Below are 24584 nucleotides of genomic sequence, written 5' to 3'. Positions count from 1 at the left end.
CAATAATAAGTTTAAATACAGCCTATGATGAATCCGGAAAAAGTGAGCCTCAAGCTCAGCCGTTTTGTAAAAATTACCAGATTAAACAAACTGTTAATTTTAGCTACGCTGGCGTTTATTATTGGCTTTTCAATTTTTTCGTTAATGCGCTTTCCTTTATTGGATTTCAAGCAAAATCTCTACGGCTTTACCACTGACTTTATTAACTTAGTGGTTATTTTTACAATTTTCTTTATGGTGCAATGTTCACAATTAGCTAAAAAAGCCTACGTGTATGTCAGTATCGGTTTAATGTTATGGATTGTAGCATCTACTGCCGATGTGCTTGATGAAGTAATACATCAGCCTCTTTGGATAAGCAATTACGTAGAGGATTTATGTCGCACATTGGGTATGTTAATTACCGTTTATGGTTTATTTAAAACCATGCACTTTATGCAGCGAATGCACACTCGGTTGGCGCAAGAATTTATCATAGATGATTTAACTAAAGTGTATAACCGACGCTGTTTTTATCAGCATGTGAAGGAGGTTGTTAATAATCCTTACACTGTTTTAATCATAGATCTTGATCATTTCAAACGTATTAATGACGATTTTGGCCATGATGTGGGCGATCAGGTGCTTAAACAGTTCGCAGATAAAGTGAACTACCTCTTTAAAAATGAAAATATTTTTGCTCGCATAGGCGGTGAGGAGTTCGCCGCTTACCTACCTAGTTATGAGCTTGATGAAGTGCTTAACTTTGCGCAGACTATTCTAGAAACTGCTCGCACTATTACAGTACAAAATCAGCGTTCTTTAACGGTTAGTATCGGTATTGCGCACCGTAGCAGCGATCAGAGCTTTGAAAATGTAATGAAACGTGCAGATCAGGCATTATACCGAGCTAAAAAAGCAGGCCGTGATCGCCTTGAGGTTGCTTAAACATAGTAATTTTATAAAATAGATTTCGCTCATGCTGTTTTTGGGGACTTGTGTTGCGAGATAAAAAAGGGACTGTATGGATGAGTTAATCGGATTAGCAATTATTGTATCTATTGCGATTGTTGCAGGGGCTATTTGTGGATTAGTGGCCTTAGTGCAATTGAACACCCTTAAACAAGAGGTTGCAGTATTAAAACTAAAACTATTACAGTTCGAGTTAAGCTCAAATGCAGCAAAAAATGAAAAATCCTCCGCTGACCCTCAAGTAGATAACGCAATACCTCTAAACCGCTCAGATATTCCTGCTGCTGTTAATAAACCAGCGAGCATTAAACCTCCACCACCTCGTAAAACGATAACTAAAAAACCATCGAGTATTGAACTGCTTTTTAAACAATTACGTGCAGGCTTTGAACAAAACTGGATGACCTGGATTGGTGCTATTGCTTTGGCTTTAGGTGGCGTGTTTTTAGCAAAATACAGTTTAGAGGCGGGGCTACTTTCACCTGCAATGAGGCTCAGTGCCGGTGGATTATTTGGCATTGGCTTAATTGCAGCTGCGTATTATTTACATTATAAACGTATCGTTTTTGAAGGCTTTAATAATTACATTCCTGCAGCCCTTGCCAGTGGCGGCTTTATGACTTGTTTTGCCTTAATGTTTTTGGCCTATAACAGCTTTAGCATGCTAAGTGCTGAGTGGGCATTTATTGGCTTAGCAGTTATTGCTGTGTGTGCTAGTGCAATGGCAATAAAGCTAGGCCCTTTACTTGCTGTAATAGGCATTATAGGCGCTTACAGTGTCCCTGTTTGGGTAAATACGGGCAGTGGGCAGTTATTTTCTTTGCTTATTTATGTTGCCCTTGTGAGTGTTGCCGCAGCAGTTGTGGCACATAAAGTACAGCGAGTGTGGTTGTGGTATTTACTATGGGTAGGGCATATTGGCTGGTACTTGGTTGGACTCACTCTATTTAACTACGACACAGTGTGGTTAATAGGCGCTTTTGCGTTGTTAAGTATTTTAGGATTAATCGCTATTGCACGCTTAGGCTTGGGCTTTAACACCCTTGAAGTACGCCCGCACAGCTTTAAACGGTTAGTTAATTTATTTCCAGACCACGGTTTGTTACTGGCATTTATTGCTCCTTTAATGATTGCCATGCTGTTGAGTGTGTTTAATTTACAATGGCAAATCGTAGCGTTATTAAGCATCGCTTTGTTACTATTTTTAGTGTTAAAAAATAGTCGTTGGGATGTATGGCAGGGGGTCTCTTTAGTGGTTGCGCTGTTACTAGTGGTCAGCGCTAAACAAACTTATGCCTTTGATGACGCGTTTTTCATTTTTAAAAAAGAATACGGGCTAGGCTTATTACTTGCTCTTGGGTTAAGTGGCTATGGACTCTATTTTGGTAATAAATACCCAAAACGATTAGCTTTTCATTTGCTTGCTTCATTAAGCTTGTTTGTATTGGTGGGCACTTTGTATGCGCTGATCCCAAATACGGCTTTAGCAACCGCTTATCCACTTTGGGCGGTATTGCTATGTTTAATGAGTGCGGCGTTAATTAAATTTACACAAAATAATACAACTTTATGGCAGCGTTTTAGTTATTGGGTGGGGGCAAACGCCAATATCACCTTAGCAATTACAATGTTACTGAGTGATAGCGGCCTTACCATTGCACTGGCTGTTCAAGTATTACTGCTGAGCTTACTGATAAAAAAATACAATGTGGCTATGCCACACTGGCCAATAAAAGCCCTTGTGGCAGCATTACTTTTACGCCTTACCTTATCGCCGTGGACGCCTAGTTATGATGAGCTAAGCATATTTGGTTTGCATTGGAGCTTAGTTGTTTACCCGCTGTGTATTGGGTTATTTTTTGCAGCGGCTAAATGTTTTAATACTTCAAAACTAAAAATATGGCTTGAAGGAGCAGCACTGCATTGTTTAGCGTTATTTGTGACAACCGAAACCAGTTATCAACTGGTAGGTCACTACCCTCAGCTGTTTTCTTTAAGTTTTTATGAACAAGTATTGCTCAGTTGTAACTTGCTTGCTTTAGGCTGCGTTTATTTATATCGCGCGCAAAGTGCAGGGCAGCTGGGTAAGTTATACCGCACTGCAGGTTTTATTTTATCAGCGTTAGCTGGCTTGTTGTTAATCAATACAACGTTGGATGATAATCCGTTATTAATGCGTCTTTATGTTGGTGAAACACCAATATTTAACTGGATACTTTTAATTTGGTTCGTCCCGAGCCTGCTGGCGTTATGGTTAGCGAGTTTAGTTAAACCGTTAAATGCTAAATTGAGTCAAATTACACTCGGTGTGTCTGGTTTATTAGCCCTGTTAGCTATCAATACCTTGATCCGCCAATATTGGCAAGGTGGCTTTATTTATCTTGATAAAGCAACCAGTGATGCCGAACTATATAGCTATTCGGTTATTTGGTTGTTACTCGGTGCACTGGTGGTGATAGCCGGGCATTTAAAACAGCAGCGGTTACTGCAAAATGTTGGTTTAGGTATTCTTGGTGCAGTAATCGTTAAAGTATTTTTAATTGATATGGCAAATTTAACTGGGCTTTTAAAGGCATTATCGTTTATTGGTTTAGGGCTTTCGTTAGTCGGGCTTAGTTGGTTGTTTCAAAAACTCAGAAAGCGCAGTCATAGTTAACCCAGTACTTACTGGGCTTAAACTCTTATTAATCGTCAAGTACTGTGATTCAGCAGTGCTTTAAGTTTGCCTGGTTTTACTGGCTTACTCAGGTAATGAATATTTTCGGCTTTGGTGGTTTGTTTTAGCTCGGTGTCACGCACAGCGGTAATTAAAATAGCCGGAATATCGCTTTGCCAAATCTCGCGTAGTGCTTTAATTACAGTAATCCCATCCCAATCATTACCTAACTGATAGTCCATTAAAATAACATCAGGTGCGCTTTGTTCTTTTGCATAAGTTAACACCGCGTCCACTTTATCGAATAGGGTGTAATTTGCCTGCCAGCGCTTCATTAGGCTGGCCATGGCGGCAAGGTTTTCAGGGTCGTCGTCAACGGCAATAATATTTATCGCGGCGCGGTTGTCGACTATATTTTGACTGCTTTGTTTTTGCTGTACTAATTGCGCATCACCATAAGGCACTTCAATGCTAAATCGGCTGCCTTTATTAGGTACTGAAACCACATCAATCGGCAGGCTCAATAAATCAGCCATACGTTTAACCACCCCTAAACCTAAGCCAACGCCTTTATTATCGCCCGCTTCAATTCGGTAAAAGTCGTTAAATATTTTTGCTTGTTCAATACCGCTAATGCCAGGGCCGGTATCCCATACTTCAATCCGTAAACTGTGTTTTCTGTTTCTACAAGCAATTAATACACGGCCATTTTCGGTGTATTTAATCGCATTAGACAGCAAGTTTTGTAGTATTCGACGCAAGTAAGTAATATCGCTGTGTACTATTTGTTTATTTGAACGCACTTTAAATGAAAGCCCTTTATCGCTCGATAAAATCGCATATTCGCTTTTAAGGGGGTCTAAAATATCATCAATGCAAAAGTGACGAGGATTTGGGGTCATCGCCCCTTGCTCTAGCTTGGCAATTTCTAATAAAGCCGACATTAAATGCACGGTGGAATCGAGGCTATCACCTAGCTTATTAAAGTTATTTTTATTGGTGCTATCTAACTGAGTTTCATCAATGGCGGCGAGGTATAATCGTGCCGCATTGAGCGGCTGTAAAATATCATGGCTAGCCAGTGCTAAAAAGCGGGTTTTACTATCATTTGCCTGTTCTGCTTCGCGTTTGGCTAAAGTAAGTGCTTGCTCTGTTTGTACGCGACTATCGATTTGTGCTTGCAGGTTACTATTAATGGTTTGCACCTCTTGGGTACGCGCTTCAATACGGTTTTCTAAGTCCATATTGATTTCTTCGAGCGCATTTTGCGTACTAATATGATTGGTAATATCAGAAAAGCTTGTTACAAACCCCCCATCAGGCAATGGGTTGCCTATCATTTCGTAAACTTGGCCATTACGACGATGGCGAATAAAGTGATGTGAACTGCCATTTTTTAAATGCTGAACACGCTTATCAACATGGCGATCAATTTCACCGGGGCCGCATTCACCGCGCTCTGCGTTATAACGGATTATTTCTTCAATGGGCTGGCCAACTTGTAAAAAACCTTCAGGGTAATTAAACATTTCGCTGTAGCGCTTATTCCAAGCAACGAGGTTGAGATCTTTATCCACCACAGAGAGTCCGTGGCTTAAGTTTTCTAGTGAAGTAAATAATAAGTTTTGATTAAACTGCAGTGCCTGTGTGGTTTCATCAAAAAAGTTTACCACTTCTTCAAACGCCATGCGTTTCCCAGATGATACTGTATGAATAAGTGCTTGCGCAGAGGAAGCACCTAATACGCCTGTCAGTGCGCGTTCGCAGTAGGCAATAAAGTCAGCGCGAGGGTGTGCGTTGTTGTCGTTTAAATCATGATGAAGTGCGTAATGCGATAAAATTTGTTGGCTACGCTGAATGCCTAAAAAGGTTTGCAGTAAAATTTTAAAGTCGTATACCGTGGCTTTTACGTTTTTATTTAAGCGACGAGATAAAATGGCCTGATCTTTGGGATTAACAAATGCCGCCGCTTGAATTTTATCAATTAAGCGCTCTTCAGCTCCTAGTGAAAAGCTAATGTAACAGCCAATATTAGCAAACAACGCGATTAAGGTGCCTCTAGTTATAAGCGTTTGCTGTAGCTCACTGTCTAGTGGGTTAGGGGCTTCTAAAATAGGCAGCATTAAAAACAGTACCCAACAAATGACCCCTGCGAGTAGCCCGGCATAAACACCATAAGCATGGCCTTTTCGCCAATATAACCCACCCACAATAGCAGGCAATAATTGCGACACCAATGAGAAAGCCACTAACCCCATACTGGCCAGCGCACTGCCACTACCAAACCATTGCTGATAGAAGTAGGCTAAAATAAGCACCCCAGCAATGGTAAAGCGGCGCACCAATAAAATGCGGGATTTATAGCTGCTGGTGATTAAATTACGTTTAAATTTACGACGCAACATTAAGGGTAGCACCACGTCGTTGGAGATCATGGTGCTTAGCGTAAGCGTTGCAACAACAATCATGGCTGTGGCAGCAGAAAGCCCACCTATAAACACAAAGGTGGTTAAAAAAGCGTTATCGTGCAGCATAGGCAGTGCCAGTACAAAGCTGTCAGGTGATAAACTACGACCAATTTCTGGATGAATAGCAGCGGTGGCTATAGGTAAAATCATTGCAGCGGTCAATAACAAGTACAATGGAAAAGCCCAGCGAGCAGTAAATAAATGGCGCTTATCTTGGTTATCAACCACGGTGACATGAAATTGCCGTGGCAAACAAATAATAGCGGCCGCCGCCATCAGCGACTGACCTACAAAGTTAAAGCTAAAAAAGTCAAACTGCGCCCAATGCAGCCAAATTGACTCGGCGACTTGGCCAGAACTTTCTGCGGGTAAATTAAATAAGCTATATATTGCAAGCCCTGCTACAGCAGCCAGAGCAAACAGCTTTATTAGCGACTCAAACGCCACAGCAAGCATTAAGCCTGAGCGGTACTCGGTTACATCAACTTTGCGCGTGCCAAAAAATATAGCAAATAGTGCCATCATTAAAGTGGCTGATAACGCCAAAATATCCCCAGATATTTGATTACTATTTTGCAAAAGTAAAAAGCTGGAACTAAGCGCTTTTAATTGCAATGCGATGTAAGGAATAGTGGCCAATAAGGCAATAATGGTCACCATAATTGCAGTGGTTTGGCGTTTGCCGTAACGCGCTGAAATAAAGTCGGCAATAGTGGTGATATTTTGTTTTTTACTCACCAATACCAGTTTACGTAAAAAGCCTTGGCCGAAAAAAAACAGTAAGGCGGGTCCTAATAAAATAGGCAAAAAGCTCCAACTACTAGTAGCAGCGGTACCTACCGAGCCATAGTAAGTCCACGAAGTACAATAAATCCCCAATGCAAATGAATACACAAATGGGTGATGACTAATGCGCTTGGCAAGTGGGGTGGTCTTATCACCCCAATTTGCCAGCCAAAACAGCACGCCTATGTAGCCAAAGGCAACAATGAGTAGTACAGCTGTCATGTTTATTTAACCTCGTAGAGTGTTTTTATAATTTGTCATAACTATACCCAAACTATTTCAAGATGCGAGCGCCAGTTGGAGTTTGCTTATTAACAATACCTAGCTGCAAATAAAGTAGGGGGTATACATTTTGTTTATGTTATCTATAAATAAAATAAAGCTATGATATTTAAGGGTTAATTTGTTTTTGTCTATTTAGTTAGACTAATGTCTTATTCCCACGGTTTGTTTTAATTTGGCTAAAAACTTCAGTTATCAAAATTCATTAAGCTACTGAAATTCAAGTGGTTCATGAGTTGTTTGCTAATTGATCAAACGCAGTTTACGAAAACGTTAATATGTTGTTACGACTATTGTCGCAATTCAATATTTGAATTGCATTGCTAAATTGGTTAACGAATATAAAAAACCACCCATCACAATCGTGATGTTTAAAGGGGAAAATAAAAATGGCTTTTAAAAATGAAGAACAAGCAAAAGCTTATTGGGCAGAAAACATTTCATTACTGTTTAAATTATTAGCAGTATGGTTTGTGGTCTCTTTTGGCTTTGGCATATTACTGGTTGATGTACTTAATGAAGTACGTTTTTTTGGGTTTAAACTTGGCTTCTGGTTCGCCCAGCAAGGCGCGATTTATACCTTTGTGGCTTTGATTTTTGTGTACGTTTTCAAAATGAATACGTTAGATAAAAAATATGGCGTAGACGAATAGGAGCTAATCAATGGATGTTCAAATACTCACATTTATAATTGTCGGTTTAAGCTTTGCGCTTTATATCGGTATTGCAATTTGGGCTCGTGCTGGGTCAACAAATGAATTCTACGTTGCTGGTGGCGGTGTACCTCCACTAGCCAATGGTATGGCAACTGCTGCTGATTGGATGAGTGCTGCGTCATTCATTTCAATGGCGGGTATTATCTCGTTTGCGGGTTACGACGGAAGTGTTTACTTAATGGGGTGGACCGGTGGTTATGTACTACTGGCTATGTGTTTAGCGCCTTACTTACGTAAATTCGGCAAGTTTACCGTGCCAGATTTTATCGGTGACCGTTACTACTCACGTACAGCGCGTTTAGTGGCTATTTTATGTGCCATCTTTATTTGTTTTACTTACATTGCGGGTCAAATGCGTGGTGTTGGTGTAGTGTTCTCTCGTTTCTTAGAAGTTGAAATTGAAACCGGTGTTTATATCGGTATGATCATTGTTTTCTTCTATGCCGTACTTGGTGGCATGAAAGGTATTACTTACACGCAAGTTGCGCAGTATTGTGTACTGGTATTTGCTTATTTAGTACCGGCTATTTTTATCTCTATGATGGCAACAGGTCACTTTTTCCCACAAACAGGCTTTGGTGCCACGCTAAGTGATGGCTCAGGTATGTATGTACTTGATAAGCTCGATGGTTTAAGTACCGAGCTTGGATTTGGCCAATACACTGAAGGCTCAAAGAGCATGATTGATGTATTTGCAATTACAGGTGCTCTTATGGTGGGTACTGCTGGTTTACCACACGTAATTGTTCGCTTTTTCACTGTTCCTCGCGTTAAAGACACACGTATTTCAGCAGCGTGGACACTGGTGTTTATTGCTATTGTTTACACAACAGCACCCGCAGTAGCTTCGTTTGCCCGTGTAAACATGATCGACACAATAAATGGTAAAGACGGAAGTGGTACAGCGTATGCAGAGGCACCAGCTTGGATTAAAAACTGGGAACGTACGGGTTTAATCACCTTTAATGATAAAAATGGTGACGGCAAAATGTTCTACACATCAGGTAAAATCACTGACCCTAATAGCGCAAACGAAGTAAATGTTGACCGCGATATTATGGTACTAGCGAATCCTGAAATAGCCGACTTACCAGCCTGGGTTATTGCACTCGTTGCAGCAGGTGGTATTGCCGCGGCGCTATCGACTACAGCGGGCTTACTATTGGTTATTTCAACCTCAGTATCGCACGATTTACTTAAACGGACACTCAAACCGGATATAACCGACAAGCAAGAATTACTTGCAGCGAGGTTGGCAGCGATGATTGCTATTGTAATATCCGCTTACTTTGGGATTAACCCGCCAGGATTTGTGGCCTCGGTTGTTGCCTTTGCCTTCGGCTTAGCGGCGGCGAGCTTCTTCCCTGCAATTATTATGGGTATTTTCTCTAAATCAATGAATAAACATGGTGCAATTGCAGGCATGGTAACGGGTATCACCTTTACTGCTGCATACATCATCTACTTCAAGTTTGTGAGTCCAGAGCTTAATAGCCCAGAAAATTGGTTCTTAGGTATTTCACCTGAAGGGATTGGTTTAGTAGGCATGATCATTAACTTTGCAGTAGCTGCAGGTGTTATGAAAATGACTCAACCGACACCAGTTGAAATTCAAGAAATGGTTGAAGGTATTCGTAATCCTAAAGGGTCTAGTGAAGCGCATGCTCACTAATCCATATATCTAATGATATAACGCATCAAAGCCCGACTTAAGTCGGGCTTTTTATTTGTTTAAATAATGACTACATTAAATAATCGCTATATTAAATAACCATATTTCAGGTTAAGTCGCTTTTTTATTGAGGATGATTTATGAGTAGTGAGCAACAGGAAGTCGCGCAGTTTATTAACAAGCAAGCACCATTTTCAATGTTACAGGACAGCGCCTGCAGTTATTTTGTTAACCATCTCGATAGTATTTATTTGACCCGAGAAAACCAAACGCAATGGCTTAACAGTGAACAGCCTAAATTATTTTTAATTCGTTCCGGGTTATACGATTTAGTGGATGCTCAAGGCGATACGGTAACGCGTTTAACTCAAGGTGATTACTTTGGTTATCCCTCGTTACTGACGGGAGATTCAATACAAAACAGTTTAGAAGTACAAAAAGAGGGCATTGTCTATATGCTCGACCAAACGGATTTTGATTACTTACGTCGAGAATATAAAGCATTCGAGCAATACTTTGTTCGTGCTCATGCTAATCGATTGCTGTCATCACATTATAAAAGCAATAACGACAGCTGGTCTGAGCGTAAAATATCAGAGATCATGACTCGCAAAGCGATTACGCTGCCCCCCGATGCCAGCATCCGTCATAGTGCTAAAAAAATGCAAGAGCATGGGATTTCATCAATGATGATCACCGAAAATTCGCATCTTGTTGGAGTAGTTACAGATCGGGATTTACGTAACCGAGTGCTTGCTGATGAAGTGGATCCCGCGCAAGCTATCAATAGTATTATGACCAATAAGCCTAAGTTTATATTTGAAAATAACCGCGTATTTTCAGCGCTGCACTTAATGCTTAAGCATAATATTCATCATTTACCTGTGCTTGACGAAAACCACAAACCGCTAGGAATGATAACCAGTACAGACTTACTACGCCAACAAAAAAGCGACCCAGTGCAGCTAATTGGTCGTATTTACAAGGCCCATAATGTGGCTGATTTAAAACGTTACGCGAAAGAAATTCCTGAGCTATTAAAAGGCTTTTCAAATAATATTGATGATATTTCGCTGATCGGAAAGTTACTCAGTGGTTTAACCGATGCGTTGACCTCGCGGCTAATTTTTTTATTTCAACAACACCATGGCGCCGCGCCAACCAGTTTTAGTTTTATTTGTTTTGGCTCTCAAGCGCGCGAAGAGCAAACACTGCATTCAGATCAAGATAATGGCTTGTTATTACCTGATGGTCTAAACGATGAACAGCACGCATATTTTAAACAGATGGGCGAATTTGTTTGTGAAAACTTAGTTGAGTGCGGCATTCGTCGTTGTCCTGGTAACATAATGGCTAGCAGTGATGCGTGTCGAATGAGTGTTAGTGATTGGGGGGCGAAGTTTTTAAAGTGGATCACCAGTCCCACACCCCAGGCAATGCTCAACTGTAAAATCTTTTTTGATCTGCGCTTTATTGAAGGCTCAACCACACTCTATAGCCAGTTTTGTGAAGAGTTGACCCATATTTCTCGCAACGATCTTTTTTATGCGGCAATGGCCAGCGATGTTAACGCTAACAGTGCGCCGATTGGTTTATTCAATAACTTTAAAACCGAAAAAACAGAGCAACACCATAAGTACATCGATCTTAAAAAGCGCGGGGTGGTGATCATTAACGATCTAGCGCGACTTTATGCATTAAAAGTAGGCATTCGCCGTGCTAACACCCAAGAGAGGTTGGATGCTTTATTAAAGTATTCACTATTAAGCAAAGAAGATATTTATAATTTAAAAGATTGTTGGCGATTTTTAACTCAGCTTCGGCTGCGCACGCAAATAAATGAAGAAGGGTTACCTAGTAATTGCATTAACCCAGACAAACTCAATTCGTTAGAACGTCATCAGCTTAAAGAAGCGTTTTACCTAGTAAAACAAGCGCAGCAAGGCGCGGCGTTTAAATTTGCGCGTGGGAGTTTGTAACAATAATGGTTAAGCTGCTTATTACGCGATACTTAAAGCGTCGTCATTTGCTTGCGCAAAGTGCTTTAAAGCAACGTTATTTAGTGATTGATTTGGAATTAACAGGGCTTGATCCTAAACAACATGAAATTGTCTCGGTTGCTTGGGTACTGATTGAGAATCAATGTATCAAAAACAGTCAATCGCAGCATATCGTTAATAAAGAGGTTAAAAGTCTAGAGCAAAGCCCTGTTTTTCACGGCATTAGTACTGACTCGGTGGCACAAGGGCAAAGCCTACAGAGTATTTTAATGTCTTTAAGCGCTCACTTTAGTGACTGCATTTTAGTATTTCATAATGCCATGCTCGACTGGGGCTTTTTAAAGTTAGCACTAAAAAATGCAGGGATCACCCAGCGGCCTAAGCTGATCATCGATACCTTACAAATAGAAAAAAAGCGCTTACTGCAACACGCAAGCGATATAAAATTAGATGATTTAACCTTAAATGAATGCCGTAATCGCTACGATTTACCAAGCTATCATTGCCATCATGCGCTTACCGATGCACAAGCCACTGCTGAATTGTTATTAGCCCAATGCCATCAAATAGGCGCCGGTAAAGAACTTAAAGTAGGGGATCTAACGTAGGTTGGTTAAGGACAGCGAAACCCAACTATAAGAAACCCAACTATAAAGTATGCACTAAGCTTAATTGCATGCAGTTTACTTTTATTCTTGTTTGTATAATTATGGGAACGCGTATTTTATTAAAAATTCAAGGAACGAATATGAAACTTATCACCGCTATTTTTATTACCTTATGCCCTCTTATTACTTTTGCTAATTCAAGCGTGCCAACTAATCGTCATATTTCTGTACATGGCACAGCTGAGGTATTAGTTGAGCCAGATATGGCTCAAATTATATTTGAAGTAAAAAGCATTGAAGATACATTACTTGAAGCTAAACGTGACCTTGATGGCCGGATCAGCGTGTTACTTGAAGAATTAGATAAATATGATTTTGGCCAAGGCGATGTTCATATATCGGGTTTAAAAAGCAAGGTATACACTAAGGTTGGTACAGAATCTGGGGTTGCTTTAAGCGATAATTATTTAGCTCTGAAAACAGTTAAAGTCACATTGAAAGATATTAAAAAAGTCGATGAATTTATTGATTTTGCTCAACGCTTACAAATAGACAATATCAAAAAAATTAATGGTTTATCCTCCAAGGCCACGCAGTTAGAGGCAGAGGCAACACAACTAGCAATTGATAACGCAAAAGCGAAGGGAAATAAGCTCGCTCAGTCTTTTGGTGCTGAACTTGGCAACGTTTATAGTATTAGTTCAAATTCTAGTAGCTCAGATTACGACGCGAGCGGTGTTAAGCACATTGTTTTATCTAGCCACAGAAATAGCATGGCTGCTAGAAATAACGAGAACCCATTTACGCAGCAGCAATATTTAGGTGCAAGAATAAGCGTTAAAGCATCAATAAATGTGGTGTTTGATTTAAAACTAAAATAGCAAATATCGCAAAGCCGAGTTAAAAGTAAAAGCGCATTGCGTGTTGATTATGGCGTTAATTTAAAGTTTCTAATGCTTGGCTCTTATAATCACAGGCAAGGTCGATTACAATACCGCCATCTAAAAGGCGACGCTGCCTTTCTCTGTACGTAACTAGAGTGGATTTTATATTTCATGGCAATCAAACTTGCAATTAATGGTTTTGGTCGTATTGGTCGAAATATTGTCCGTGCACTATACGAATCAGGCTTAAGCGACGAGATCAAAATTGTTGCAATTAACGAACTAGCCGACCCTGAAGCTATTGCCCATTTATTAAAATACGACACCTCTCATGGTCGTTTTACTTTTCCAGTTAAACTAGGTGAAGACACTATCAGCGTTGCTGATGACACCATTGCGTTATTTTGTGAAGAAAATCCAGTTGAATTACCGTGGCAAACGCTAGATGTTGACGTGGTACTTGAATGTACTGGCGTGTACCACTCACGTGAGCATGCACAGTTACATATTGCCGCAGGTGCTAAAAAAGTGTTGTTTTCCCATCCTGCTGATAATGATGTAGATGCCACCATTGTATATGGCATAAACGACGATGAGTTGAAAAACGAGCATACTATTGTCTCTAATGGTTCGTGTACCACCAACTGCGTTGTTCCTGTTATTAAAGTACTCGATGATGCCTTTGGTATTGAGTCTGGCGCTATTACAACTATTCATGCGTCAATGAACGATCAGCAAGTGATTGATGCGTATCACCATGATTTACGCCGAACTCGTGCCGCCAGCCAATCTATTATTCCGGTAGACACAAAATTAGCCCGTGGTATCGACCGTATTTTACCTAAATTTAAAGGCCGCTTTGAGGCCATTGCCGTTCGTGTACCGACTATTAATGTGACCGCCATGGATTTAAGTGTCACGGTAAATACCGATGTAGATTTAAGTGCGGTTAATAGTGCGCTTAAAGCACAAGCTAAAGATAGGCTTGAGGGTATTTTAAGTTACACCGAAGAGCCGCTGGTGTCGGTTGATTTTAACCACGATCCCCATTCTTGTATTATTGATGGCACACAGACACGTGTTAGTCATAAACGGCTGATAAAATTACTAGTTTGGTGTGATAATGAGTGGGGGTTTGCGAATCGCATGCTTGATACCGCTCGTGCTATGATGGCATTTAAGTAATATTTAAAACGTATTTATTGGTTCAGTATCGTTAACTAAGGAGATGTTCATGTCGGTCATAAAAATGGCAGATTTAGATTTAAACGGCAAGCGTGTATTAATTCGTGAAGATTTAAATGTACCCGTTAAAGCAGGTAAAGTGACGTCAGACGCACGTATTCGTGCTGCACTACCTACTATCAAACTTGCGCTAGAAAAAGGTGCAAAAGTGATGGTTATGTCACACCTAGGCCGTCCTACGGAAGGGCAATACGAAGACGAATTTTCATTAGCACCCGTTGTTGATTACTTAAATGATGCACTTGAGCAAACTGTTCGCCTAGAAAAAGATTACTTAAACGGCGTTGATGTTGCAGATAATGAAGTAGTTGTTTTTGAAAACGTACGTTTTAACAAAGGCGAGAAAAAAGACGACGAAGCCTTATCAAAGCAACTCGCTGCATTATGTGATGTTTACGTAATGGATGCCTTTGGTACTGCGCATCGCGCACAAGCGTCAACCCATGGTGTGGGTCTGTTTGCTGATGTAGCGTGTGCCGGCCCATTATTATCGGCTGAACTAGACGCCTTAGGCAAAGCACTTGATAACCCAGCCCGTCCGTTGGTGGCGATTGTGGGTGGTTCTAAAGTATCCACTAAATTAACCGTACTTGATTCGTTATCTAAAATTGTCGATCAGCTTGTTACCGGCGGTGGTATTGCCAATACCTTTATTGCAGCTGCTGGTCATCCTGTAGGTAAGTCACTTTATGAGGCTGATTTAATGGATGAAGCAAATCGTTTATGCGCTGCAGCGAAAGCCAACGATGGCGAAATACCGGTACCGACAGATGTTGTTGTGGGTAATGAGTTTTCAGAGTCAGCTGTAGCCACACTTAAAGATGTAAGTGAAGTCACCAGCGACGATATGATTTTTGATATTGGCCCTGATACCGCTAATCAACTTGCAAAAATTATTGCTAATGCGGGCACTGTTGTATGGAATGGCCCAGTGGGTGTGTTTGAGTTTGATCAATTTGGTAATGGCACTCGCGCTATTGCAAAAGCGATTGCTGATTCAAACGCATTTTCTATTGCTGGTGGTGGTGACACCCTAGCGGCAATTGATAAGTATGGCATTAGTGATAAAGTATCGTATATTTCTACTGGTGGTGGTGCGTTCTTAGAGTTTTTAGAAGGCAAAAAACTACCTGCAGTTGCAATGCTAGAATCACGCGCTAAATAATACCTTAGGGTATTAGCTAGCCGTAAAGCAGATGTGCTAATCCCACATCTGCTACAATTAACGAGTAAATACCTCTCACTTTTATTTAGTCGTTAATAATATGAATTTTAGGTCATATACCTTTTAATTCATGGCGCAGTGATTGCGCCAAACTAACAAATCCGTTCAAACTAGGTAGTAAAATAACTACCGATAAATTGGAGAATACCCAATGGCTTTAATCAGTATGCGACAACTTCTTGATCATGCCGCAGAGCATGGTTACGGTGTACCCGCGTTTAATGTAAATAACCAAGAGCAAATGCGTGCAATTATGGAAGCGGCTGATAAAACAAACAGCCCAGTTATTGTACAAGGTTCTGCGGGCGCACGTGCGTATGCCGGTGCACCTTTTATTCGTCATATGATTTTAGCGGCAGTTGAAGAATGGCCACATATTCCAGTGGTTATGCATCAGGATCATGGTACATCACCGGGTGTATGTCAGCGTTCAATTCAGCTAGGTTTTTCATCAGTAATGATGGATGGCTCATTAATGAGCGATGGTAAAACACCTTCAAGCTACGATTATAACGTTGATGTAACACGTAAAACAGTTGAAATGGCGCATGCGTGTGGCGTATCTGTAGAGGGTGAGCTAGGTGTATTAGGTTCACTTGAAACTGGTGAAGCGGGTGAAGAAGATGGTGTTGGCGCTGAGGGTAAACTTACCACTGAGCAAATGCTAACAAATCCAGAAGAAGCGGCAGACTTTGTAAATAAAACCCATGTTGATGCGCTGGCTATTGCCTGTGGTACATCACACGGTGCCTACAAATTTACTCGTCCACCAACCGATGACATTTTAGCAATTGATCGTATTAAAGAAATTCACGCGCGTATACCAAATACCCACTTAGTAATGCATGGTTCGTCTTCTGTTCCACAAGAGTGGTTAGAAGTGATCAACCAATACGGTGGCGAAATTCCAGAAACTTACGGCGTGCCAGTTGAGCAAATCGTTGAAGGTATTAAATATGGTGTGCGTAAGGTAAACATTGATACTGACTTACGTTTAGCGTCTACCGGTGCGATTCGTCGTCATTTAGCGATGAACCCGTCTAACTTCGACCCACGTAAGTTTTTAGCTGCTGCAACCCAAGCAATGACTGATATTTGTATCGCTCGTTACGAAGCGTTTGGTACAGCGGGTCAAGCAAGTAAAATTAAGCCAATTTCATTAGATGAAATGCACCTTAAATACTTAAGCGGTGAGTTAAACCCAAAAATAAAGTAATGGACCAATAATAGCGATATTATTGCACTCATTCAAAAAGCCAGTTGCGTTTGCGCTGGCTTTTTTGATCTATGAGGGATCAGTATTTTACCTAGTTATTAATTAGGGATCACTCGATTACTAACTTGTCATATCTGGGATCATTACTTTACTAAGTAAAAGGCTTAAAGTGACGTATTTTAAACTTTTGAGTGTTACGCATTATAAAGAGTGAGCACAAAACATACAAAAAATCATTGGTTTAGCTTTGTTGGTGGGTAAAATAGTGATCCGTAAAGGGATCTGCTTGATAAAACTCTGATCCCAGCATTTAAGATCATAATAAGCCTGATCTAAACACTGTTAAGCAGGTGCTAACTTTTATTATTAAGCGTGAAAATTGATGCTAGTTAGTAATTTGATGATCCCATGTTGATACCATAAATAGTGACTTTAATGATTGATTCTTTTTACTGCAAACCGCTTTTTTATTACTGCTCAAGATGATAAAAATATGACAAATTCTATTTTTTGTCACTATTTTGTGTTTTTTTTACACTCATTTTAATTTAGACGTTACACTTTAATAAAAATGTCATACTTAGTCATAATAATGAAACCTACTCAATAGCCTAAGAGATAAATTGGAATGTCACGTAAAGTATTAGTCGTTGATGACGAAGCACCTATCAGGGAAATGTTGGTTTTTGTTTTAGAACAAAATGGGTTTCAAGCCATTGAGGCAGAAGATTATGATTCTGCGATATCAGCAATGGTTGAACCTTATCCAGATATGGTGTTACTCGATTGGATGCTACCTGGCGGTAGTGGAATTCAAATCGCTAAAAAATTCAAACAAAATGAACACACACGCCAAATTCCTATCATTATGCTGACAGCCCGCGGCGAAGAAGAAGATAAAATACGCGGTTTAGAAGTCGGTGCTGATGATTACGTTACAAAACCGTTTTCACCTAAAGAGTTAATGGCGCGTATTAAAGCGGTTATTCGTCGTGTTGCTCCTACCTCACTTGAAGAGGCCATTGAAGTACATGGCTTACGTTTAGATCCTATTTCGCATCGTGTGACCTCAGGTGGCAGTGAGCTAGATATGGGGCCAACGGAGTTTAGACTGTTACACTTTTTTATGACCCACCCTGAGCGTGTATATAGCCGAGAGCAATTACTTGATCATGTATGGGGTACTAACGTTTATGTTGAAGACAGAACTGTAGATGTTCATATCCGTCGCCTGCGTAAAGCAATTGCTACGCTTGGACATGACCGTTTAGTTCAAACAGTTCGCGGTGCTGGTTATCGCTTTTCGAGTAAATTATAAGTTTACTTCGTAAGTCACAATCTATTAACCTAGCACAGTCAAACTTCTGCTAGTGTTTATAAGGTAAAGAGCGTGTATGTATCGAGTTATTAACAAGCAGGCGTTAACCAAACGGCTGTTTGTCTATTTTATACCTTTGCTTTTAATTGGGGTGCTTATTGGTGCCCCATTTTTGATGTTGTTTTTGGGTGCTTTTTCGCTACTTATGTGGCATTACCACCAGCTTTATCGCTTAAGTGACTGGCTGCATAATCAACGCAGCTTTAACCCGCCTGAAGGGGAAGGGTCGTGGGAGCAAGTATTTGAAGGTATTTATCAGCTGCAGCACCGTAATCGTAAAAAGCGTAATGAGTTGGCAGAACTAATACGGCGTTTTCGTGACGGCGCTGAGGCCGTACCCGATGCCGTTGTTGTGCTACAAAACGACTTATCAATTGTGTGGTGTAATCAGCTTGCACTCAAAGTGCTAGGGTTACAGTGGCCGGTTGATCATGGTCAGCGTTTAGATAACTTAATTCGCGATCCTAAATTTGCTAAATATATGCGTCGTAAAGAGTTTAGCGATGCTCTGGAGCTTGAAAGTGGCCACAGTGTTGAGCAAGTTCTTGAGTTTAGGGTGATGCCTTATGCCAATACACAGTTGTTGGTAGTGGTACGCGATGTTACTCGCTTAAAGCAACTTGAGCAGATGCGTAAAGACTTTGTAGCGAACGTCTCTCATGAGCTTAGAACCCCTTTAACTGTTGTTACCGGCTACCTTGAAATGCTCGATAGTGATTCACTTCCCCCGCCTGCAATGTGGAATAAAGCACAAACTACTATGCTAGAGCAATGTAAGCGTATGGATAGCTTAGTGAATCAGCTGTTGTCGTTATCGCGCATCGAAGGGGGAAAGCGACACAGTAATGACAAAGCGGTGAATGTGCCACGATTATTAAACTTAATTGAAACAGAAGCGCAATCAATTAATCAAGACAAAGGCCATCAACTTATTTTTAAGATTGATGCATCGCTTGATATTACCGGAGCTGAGGATGAACTTAGAAGTGCCTTTTCAAATTTAGTATTTAATGCCATTCATTATACTAAACCAGGCGGTAAAATTGAGGTACTTTGGCAGCGCAATAATGAACAAGCATGTTTTAGTGTTACCGATAATGGTGATGGTATTGCACCTGAGCATATTAACCGGTTAACTGAGCGTTTTTATCGAGTAGATAAAGCCAGAAGCCGCACCACAGGTGGCTCAGGCTTAGGTTTAGCTATTACCAAGCATGTGCTTACTCGCCATGGTAGTCAATTAAAAATTCACAGCGAGCTGGGTAAAGGTTCTTGTTTTTCTTTCGCGTTTTCAAGCGATAGACTTATCGTTATTTCGCCATTAGTAGCAAGCAACACAAGTAGTCATAAAAGTGTCATTTAAGAGTCACACCATTGTCATGTACTCACTTTAGAGTGAACCGCAGTTAGGAAATGGGACGAACAAACTGGAGAACCCCAAAATGAAATTTAAAAACTTAGTTGCCGCAATGGGTGTGGCTGTTACAACATTTGTATCTGCACAAGCGGTTGCATTAGAAGACGGTATTCCTGAGTATCAAAAAATTAGCGGTGTATCAGGTAACTTTTCATCGGTAGGGTCTGACACATTAGCCAACATGATGACCTTTTGGGCTGAAGAATATAAGCGCATTTATCCAAATGTAAATATTCAAATTCAAGCGGCAGGTTCGTCTACTGCGCCACCAGCACTAACAGAAGGTACGGCTAATTTAGGTCCAATGAGCCGTGCAATGAAGTCAAAAGAAATTGAAGCATTTGAAAAGCGTCATGGCTACAAACCAACACAAGTGCGAGTAGCAATTGATGCGTTGGCAGTATTTGTACACAAAGATAACCCAATCGAAGGACTACGCATTGATCAAATCGATGCTATTTTCTCATCAACTCGTAAATGTGGTGCATCAGAGCAAGTAAATCGCTGGAGTGATGTTGGTCTAGAAGGTGATTGGGCTGCAAAAGACGTGCAATTATACGGACGTAACTCAGTATCAGGTACTTACGGTTACTTTAAAAAGAAAGCGTTATGTAAAGGTGATTTCCGTAATAACGTGAACGAGCAACCGGGCTCGGCTTCTGTTGTACAGTCAATTTCAGCGTCATTAAATGCGATTGGTTACTCTGGCATTGGTTATAAAACATCGGGTGTGCGTACTGTTCCGTTATCTAAAAAAGGCACTAACTTTGTTGATGCCACGCTTGAAAACGTAGCACAAGGTAAATACCCACTGTCACGTTTCTTATATGTTTATGTAAATAAACACCCAAATAAGCCACTTGGCCCAGTTGAAGCTGAGTTTTTAAAGATGGTACTTTCTCAAGACGGTCAAAAAATTGTAGAAAAAGATGGTTATGTGCCACTTTCTGCAAAGTTAGTTGAATTAGAGCTTAAAAAGTTAGGTTTGAAATAAGCAGCTAGCAACCAAAGTAAATAATAAAAAACCGCTCAATGAGCGGTTTTTTGTTTTACTTAAAATTATTTAGTTCGTTGCTTTACCTAAGTTTTCAGCTTGCACTTTGCATTGATTGTAAGCCTCAATACATTTTGATGAGCAAACCTGCGATTTAAGACTATCGGTGGTTGTTTGCTGCTCACAGCTGGTTTCACATTGATAACTTTGTTGAGCACATTGATTAAGTGCTGGATTACCCGCTTGGCTCTGGCAGCCAGCAACAACTGCAAACGAAAAAGCCACGAGGCTAGTTTTAATAAAAGTTTTCATGCTTATCCTTAAAATGAGGCCACACCAGTATTAAACTTCAACCTGAATATTGTCGATTAATCTAACACTACCTAAAAAGGCGGCAGCTAAAATTACAAATCGTGTATCTTCGAGTGTAGCAGCTTTTAATGTATCTCGTTGAGCTATCGAAAAATAATCTGGTTTTAGGCCCGCGTCTTCTAATGCGCTCTTCGCTTCACTTTCCAGTGTGGCAAAGTCTTTATTACCGTTTTTTAGTTGCTGCGCACAGTGTTTTAAGGTGTTAAATAAAACAGGGGCGGTTTGTCTTTCCTCAGTTGATAAATACCCATTACGAGAGCTCATGGCAAGGCCGCTAACTTCACGCATGGTGGGTACACCAATAATTTCTACTGGTATCGATAAATCAGTGGCCATAGTTTTAACAACTTGTAGCTGCTGAAAGTCTTTTTCACCAAAACAAGCGTAATCAGGTTGTACTAAATTAAATAGCTTAGTAACAACAGTTGCTACGCCTTTAAAGTGACCTGGGCGTGAACCGCCACAATACCCCATTGAAATACCAGGCACATCAACAAAGCTTTGCGCGCCTAAACCATTAGGATAAATAGTTTCTACACTGGGGATAAACAAAATATCTGTTTCAAGATCGGCTAACCCTTGTTTATCAGCATCTAGAGTACGCGGATAGCTGTCTAAATCTTCGTTAGCGCCAAATTGCATTGGGTTAACAAAAATACTCACGACCACTTTGTCGGCCAGTGTTTTTGCTTTTTCTACCAGTGAAAAATGACCACGGTGTAGATTACCCATAGTAGGCACAAGCGCCACGCTTAAACCGGCCTGGCGCCAAGCTTTAACTTGACTGCGTAATGATTTAATTTCAGTGATTGACTGCATTATTTAAACTCGTGTTCAGCGCTTGGGAATACGCCGTTTTTGACATCGTTACAATACTTTTTAACAGCAGCAGGCATATTGCCTGTTTCGAGTAAAAAGTTTTTTGAAAATTTAGGAATATAACCTGCAGAAATGCCCACCAAGTCGTGCATCACCAAAATTTGACCATCGGTTACATTACCTGCACCAATACCGATTGTAGGGATGCTCAATGACTCTGTAACGCGTTTTGCTAAGGCACTTGGAATACATTCAAGCACCAGTAATTGTGCGCCTGCCGCTTCTAATGCTTTTGCATCGGCAATAATTTTTTGTGCTTGAGCTTCTTCACGGCCTTGGATTTTAAAACCACCGAATACATGCACTGATTGCGGTGTAAGCCCCAAATGGCCACATACCGGGATACCTTGTTGGGTAAGCGATTTAATACTGTCGTACAGCCATTCACCGCCTTCAAGTTTGACCATATTAGCACCAGCACGCATCAGCTCTGCAGCATTTTTACATGCGTCGCTTGGGTTTGCGTAGGTCATAAACGGTAAGTCAGCTATAACAAATAAGTCACGGCTTCCCGCGCGCACACAGCGAGTATGGTAGGCAATTTCTTGGTTTGTAACCGCTAAGGTGTCGTCGCCACCTTGTAATACCATACCCAAAGAATCACCAACTAAAACAACATCAACGCCGTTATCATGAAATAACTTAGCAAAACTAGCATCGTATGCTGTTAACGCAGTGATCTTATTACTTTCAGCCTTCATTTTATTCAAAGTTGAAACGGTTATTTTAGACATAATATTCTCGCAGACAATGGCCTTAATTAATTACCGTGGTAATTGTTGTAAGTCGTTAAGCGGTAGGGTATTTGCTATCTGTTGGATAGATGCGCCGCTAGGTAAAATCAGTTCCGGTGCAATTTCTTGCAGTGGGTAAACAACAAATTCTCGCTCAGTTAATCCGTAATGAGGTACGGTTAAACGTTCGGTATTTAAAGTGTGTTCACCAAATAATAAAATATCAATATCCAATGTGCGTGCGCCCCAGCGCTCGGCCTTTCTAACTCGCCCATGTTCCAGCTCAATGGCTTGGGTTAAATCAAGCAGTTGCTCTGGCTCAAGTGAAGTGTTAATACAGGCGACAGCATTCACATAATCGGGTTGATCTTGTGGTCCCATAGGCTTGCTCGCATAATAATGCGAGCAGGCTATAAACTCGCTGCTTGGCAAGCTTTTAAGTGCAATAACAGCGTTATCAAGTTGTTTAATAGGGTTGTTAAGGTTTGCACCGAACCCCAAATAGACACGTTGCATTATTTACTCAGTAGGTTTTTTTGTGGTACGACGGCGAGGTCGCTTACGTGGTTTTGGACCGCCTTGATGACCAAGCTCTCGCACCATTTCTTTTTGGCCATTAATATCTTGGCCTAAGTACTGTGTCCACCACTGTGCCAGCTCTGTATGCTCAGTTTCACCAGCATCAACACGCAATAGTAAAAAATCATAAGCGGCTTTAAAGCGCGGCTGCTGTGTTAAACGATAGGCACGTTGGCCAGCACGTTTATCTAAGCGTTGTTGAATATGCCAAATATCACGAGCACCTAAAGTAAAGCGTTTTGGTACGGCAATATGTTGAGCATTCTCACTAAGTACTTTATTAATTGCCTGAGCAAATGCATCGTATTCTGAAAGTTGCTCTTGGCGTCGAATTTTTTCAGTTCGTTCAATCAGTGGGAACCACAATAATGCTGCAAATACGAATGCAGGAGTTACTTTCTTATCTGCATTAATACGTATGTCGGTGTTTGCAAACATCTGCTTTATGAAGGTTTCTTCAAGTCCGCCTGGGTTTTTATCTAAAATACGGTCTAGCTCAGGAAATAACGATTTAAATAAGCCGTACTGACGTAGCATTATAAAGTTTTGCTGTGCTTTGCCGTTTAAAAATAGCTTGAGTATTTCTTCAAATAAACGCGCTGGCGGAATATTATCAAGTAAGCTCGCTAATTCGGTAATCGGTTTTTCGCTTGCTGATGCTATTTGCATATCTAACTTAGTGGCAAAGCGCACTGCGCGGAGCATACGTACCGGATCTTCACGGTAGCGTGTTTCAGGATCGCCAATTAACTCAATTTGTTTTGCTTTGATAGCGGCTAAGCCATTTGCGTAATCGTAAACACAAAAATCATTAATTGAGTAGTACAAAGCGTTGATTGAAAAATCACGACGTTCTGCATCTTCTTCAATACTGCCAAATACGTTATCGCGAAGAAGTTGCCCGTGCTCACTTGACTGACTAATTTGATTTTTATCTTCTTGTGCTTCGTGATGGCCGCGCATTGTAGCCACTTCAATAATCTCACGGCCAAAAACAATGTGCGCTAAACGAAAGCGACGACCAATTAAGCGACAGTTACGAAACAGTTTTTTTACTTGCTCAGGAGTGGCATTGGTTACAACATCAAAATCTTTAGGTTGTTGACCTAACAATACATCGCGAATGCAACCACCAACTAAGTAAGCATCATAGCCACCATCTTTTAGGCGGTAGAGTACTTTGATTGCATTTGGGCTAAATTGTTTGCGAGAAATACCATGCTCACCTCTAGGGATCACTAACGGCTCACTGCTGATTGCGACATTTTCGTTATTGGCACTTGGGCCGATAATTTGTCGACAAAATTGAAAAAGCTTGGAAATAATAGTCTGTCTCCTAGAGAAGCGGTTGATTGGCTCGCTATTGCAATCAAAATCACAGCAAGTATTCACTTAAAGCGTCATTCTTACCATTTAATGTAATTAGCATATATTTAGGCGGCTATCATATACCAGCAAGGTAAAAAAATTAAGTTGCAGCGCTGAAATTAAGCCATTTTTAACGATTTTATTTGAATTAATT

Annotated in this window: 19 protein-coding genes; 13 read left to right on the top strand and 6 right to left on the bottom strand. The window is 40.7% G+C overall.

What is annotated here, in order from left to right:
* Positions 1–27 precede the first annotated feature (27 nt).
* Both CWB77_RS09655 and CWB77_RS09650 read left to right on the top strand, forming a co-directional pair.
* Positions 28–927 (top strand): GGDEF domain-containing protein, encoded by a 900-nt coding sequence (locus CWB77_RS09655; RefSeq protein ID WP_138622554.1) that lies wholly within the window; start codon positions 28–30, stop codon positions 925–927.
* 76 nt (positions 928–1003) lie between these two features.
* Positions 1004–3607, top strand: coding sequence for a DUF2339 domain-containing protein (locus CWB77_RS09650; protein ID WP_138622515.1), 2604 nt, complete (start codon positions 1004–1006; stop codon positions 3605–3607).
* 35 nt (positions 3608–3642) lie between these two features.
* On the opposite strand, the gene CWB77_RS09645 is transcribed toward CWB77_RS09650, so the two are convergent.
* On the bottom strand, positions 3643–7083 hold the full coding sequence (locus CWB77_RS09645) for a hybrid sensor histidine kinase/response regulator (protein ID WP_138622513.1): 3441 nt from the start codon (positions 7081–7083) through the stop codon (positions 3643–3645).
* Positions 7084–7532: 449 nt separating this feature from the next.
* Here CWB77_RS09645 and CWB77_RS09640 point away from each other — a divergent pair, with 449 nt between their 5' ends.
* From CWB77_RS09640 to CWB77_RS09590, 11 genes are all read left to right on the top strand, one after another.
* The gene (locus CWB77_RS09640) at positions 7533–7796 is read left to right on the top strand and encodes a DUF4212 domain-containing protein (protein WP_008464847.1); all 264 of its coding nucleotides are present in this window, start codon (positions 7533–7535) and stop codon (positions 7794–7796) included.
* A gap of 10 nt (positions 7797–7806) precedes the next feature.
* Positions 7807–9531, top strand: coding sequence for a sodium:solute symporter family protein (locus CWB77_RS09635; protein ID WP_109874178.1), 1725 nt, complete (start codon positions 7807–7809; stop codon positions 9529–9531).
* 140 nt (positions 9532–9671) lie between these two features.
* Positions 9672–11510 (top strand): DUF294 nucleotidyltransferase-like domain-containing protein, encoded by a 1839-nt coding sequence (locus CWB77_RS09630; RefSeq protein ID WP_010387614.1) that lies wholly within the window; start codon positions 9672–9674, stop codon positions 11508–11510.
* 5 nt (positions 11511–11515) lie between these two features.
* The gene (locus CWB77_RS09625) at positions 11516–12139 is read left to right on the top strand and encodes a 3'-5' exonuclease (protein WP_054201852.1); all 624 of its coding nucleotides are present in this window, start codon (positions 11516–11518) and stop codon (positions 12137–12139) included.
* A 140-nt stretch (positions 12140–12279) separates the two neighbouring features.
* Positions 12280–13020, top strand: a complete 741-nt coding sequence (locus CWB77_RS09620) for an SIMPL domain-containing protein (RefSeq protein WP_138622510.1) — start codon at positions 12280–12282, stop codon at positions 13018–13020.
* Positions 13021–13194: 174 nt separating this feature from the next.
* The gene (gene epd, locus CWB77_RS09615) at positions 13195–14208 is read left to right on the top strand and encodes an erythrose-4-phosphate dehydrogenase (RefSeq protein WP_010387623.1); all 1014 of its coding nucleotides are present in this window, start codon (positions 13195–13197) and stop codon (positions 14206–14208) included.
* 49 nt (positions 14209–14257) lie between these two features.
* Positions 14258–15433 (top strand): phosphoglycerate kinase, encoded by a 1176-nt coding sequence (locus tag CWB77_RS09610; RefSeq protein WP_138570397.1) that lies wholly within the window; start codon positions 14258–14260, stop codon positions 15431–15433.
* Positions 15434–15644: 211 nt separating this feature from the next.
* A complete protein-coding gene (gene fba, locus CWB77_RS09605) occupies positions 15645–16709 on the top strand; it encodes a class II fructose-bisphosphate aldolase (protein ID WP_008111197.1) in 1065 nt (354 codons plus the stop codon).
* A gap of 628 nt (positions 16710–17337) precedes the next feature.
* Positions 17338–18027, top strand: coding sequence for a phosphate regulon transcriptional regulator PhoB (gene phoB / locus CWB77_RS09600; protein WP_008111196.1), 690 nt, complete (start codon positions 17338–17340; stop codon positions 18025–18027).
* A 76-nt stretch (positions 18028–18103) separates the two neighbouring features.
* Positions 18104–19450, top strand: coding sequence for a phosphate regulon sensor histidine kinase PhoR (gene phoR, locus CWB77_RS09595; protein ID WP_054201848.1), 1347 nt, complete (start codon positions 18104–18106; stop codon positions 19448–19450).
* 79 nt (positions 19451–19529) lie between these two features.
* Positions 19530–20498 (top strand): PstS family phosphate ABC transporter substrate-binding protein, encoded by a 969-nt coding sequence (locus CWB77_RS09590; protein ID WP_010387635.1) that lies wholly within the window; start codon positions 19530–19532, stop codon positions 20496–20498.
* Positions 20499–20567: 69 nt separating this feature from the next.
* Here CWB77_RS09590 and CWB77_RS09585 read toward each other — a convergent pair whose 3' ends face one another.
* The 5 genes from CWB77_RS09585 to pcnB are packed head-to-tail and all read right to left on the bottom strand — an operon-like array spanning position 20568 to position 24352.
* Positions 20568–20810 carry a hypothetical protein gene (locus CWB77_RS09585; RefSeq protein ID WP_010387636.1) on the bottom strand — a complete coding sequence of 81 codons (243 nt, stop codon included), beginning with the start codon at positions 20808–20810 and terminating at the stop codon, positions 20568–20570.
* 30 nt (positions 20811–20840) lie between these two features.
* Complete coding sequence (panC, locus tag CWB77_RS09580; RefSeq protein WP_055012979.1) at positions 20841–21689, bottom strand: pantoate--beta-alanine ligase; 849 nt, start codon at positions 21687–21689, stop codon at positions 20841–20843.
* The gene (panB, locus tag CWB77_RS09575) at positions 21689–22483 is read right to left on the bottom strand and encodes a 3-methyl-2-oxobutanoate hydroxymethyltransferase (protein ID WP_138622508.1); all 795 of its coding nucleotides are present in this window, start codon (positions 22481–22483) and stop codon (positions 21689–21691) included. The genes panC and panB overlap by 1 nt, the downstream gene beginning before the upstream one ends.
* Before the next feature lie 30 nt (positions 22484–22513).
* Entirely contained in the window at positions 22514–22999 is a 486-nt protein-coding gene (gene folK / locus CWB77_RS09570) for a 2-amino-4-hydroxy-6-hydroxymethyldihydropteridine diphosphokinase (protein ID WP_138622506.1), read from the bottom strand.
* A gap of 3 nt (positions 23000–23002) precedes the next feature.
* Positions 23003–24352, bottom strand: coding sequence for a polynucleotide adenylyltransferase PcnB (pcnB, locus tag CWB77_RS09565; RefSeq protein ID WP_248529398.1), 1350 nt, complete (start codon positions 24350–24352; stop codon positions 23003–23005).
* Positions 24353–24584: the final 232 nt, after the last annotated feature.

The organism is Pseudoalteromonas sp. S1610 (assembly GCF_005887465.1).
GTDB lineage: Bacteria > Pseudomonadota > Gammaproteobacteria > Enterobacterales > Alteromonadaceae > Pseudoalteromonas > Pseudoalteromonas undina.
Note: the sequence above shows the minus strand (reverse complement) of the source record. Positions and strands in the feature narration are given on the sequence as shown.

Coding starts and splice junctions, on each gene's coding strand:
- CWB77_RS09635 (WP_109874178.1), top strand. CDS start 7,807: ATGGATGTTCAAATACTCACATTTATAATTGTCGGTTTAAGCTTTGCG.
- phoR (WP_054201848.1), top strand. CDS start 18,104: ATGTATCGAGTTATTAACAAGCAGGCGTTAACCAAACGGCTGTTTGTC.
- CWB77_RS09650 (WP_138622515.1), top strand. CDS start 1,004: ATGGATGAGTTAATCGGATTAGCAATTATTGTATCTATTGCGATTGTT.
- fba (WP_008111197.1), top strand. CDS start 15,645: ATGGCTTTAATCAGTATGCGACAACTTCTTGATCATGCCGCAGAGCAT.
- CWB77_RS09610 (WP_138570397.1), top strand. CDS start 14,258: ATGTCGGTCATAAAAATGGCAGATTTAGATTTAAACGGCAAGCGTGTA.
- CWB77_RS09585 (WP_010387636.1), bottom strand. CDS start 20,810: ATGAAAACTTTTATTAAAACTAGCCTCGTGGCTTTTTCGTTTGCAGTT.
- CWB77_RS09620 (WP_138622510.1), top strand. CDS start 12,280: ATGAAACTTATCACCGCTATTTTTATTACCTTATGCCCTCTTATTACT.
- CWB77_RS09645 (WP_138622513.1), bottom strand. CDS start 7,083: ATGACAGCTGTACTACTCATTGTTGCCTTTGGCTACATAGGCGTGCTG.
- CWB77_RS09590 (WP_010387635.1), top strand. CDS start 19,530: ATGAAATTTAAAAACTTAGTTGCCGCAATGGGTGTGGCTGTTACAACA.
- folK (WP_138622506.1), bottom strand. CDS start 22,999: ATGCAACGTGTCTATTTGGGGTTCGGTGCAAACCTTAACAACCCTATT.
- panC (WP_055012979.1), bottom strand. CDS start 21,689: ATGCAGTCAATCACTGAAATTAAATCATTACGCAGTCAAGTTAAAGCT.
- CWB77_RS09655 (WP_138622554.1), top strand. CDS start 28: ATGAATCCGGAAAAAGTGAGCCTCAAGCTCAGCCGTTTTGTAAAAATT.
- phoB (WP_008111196.1), top strand. CDS start 17,338: ATGTCACGTAAAGTATTAGTCGTTGATGACGAAGCACCTATCAGGGAA.
- CWB77_RS09630 (WP_010387614.1), top strand. CDS start 9,672: ATGAGTAGTGAGCAACAGGAAGTCGCGCAGTTTATTAACAAGCAAGCA.
- CWB77_RS09625 (WP_054201852.1), top strand. CDS start 11,516: ATGGTTAAGCTGCTTATTACGCGATACTTAAAGCGTCGTCATTTGCTT.
- panB (WP_138622508.1), bottom strand. CDS start 22,483: ATGTCTAAAATAACCGTTTCAACTTTGAATAAAATGAAGGCTGAAAGT.
- CWB77_RS09640 (WP_008464847.1), top strand. CDS start 7,533: ATGGCTTTTAAAAATGAAGAACAAGCAAAAGCTTATTGGGCAGAAAAC.
- epd (WP_010387623.1), top strand. CDS start 13,195: ATGGCAATCAAACTTGCAATTAATGGTTTTGGTCGTATTGGTCGAAAT.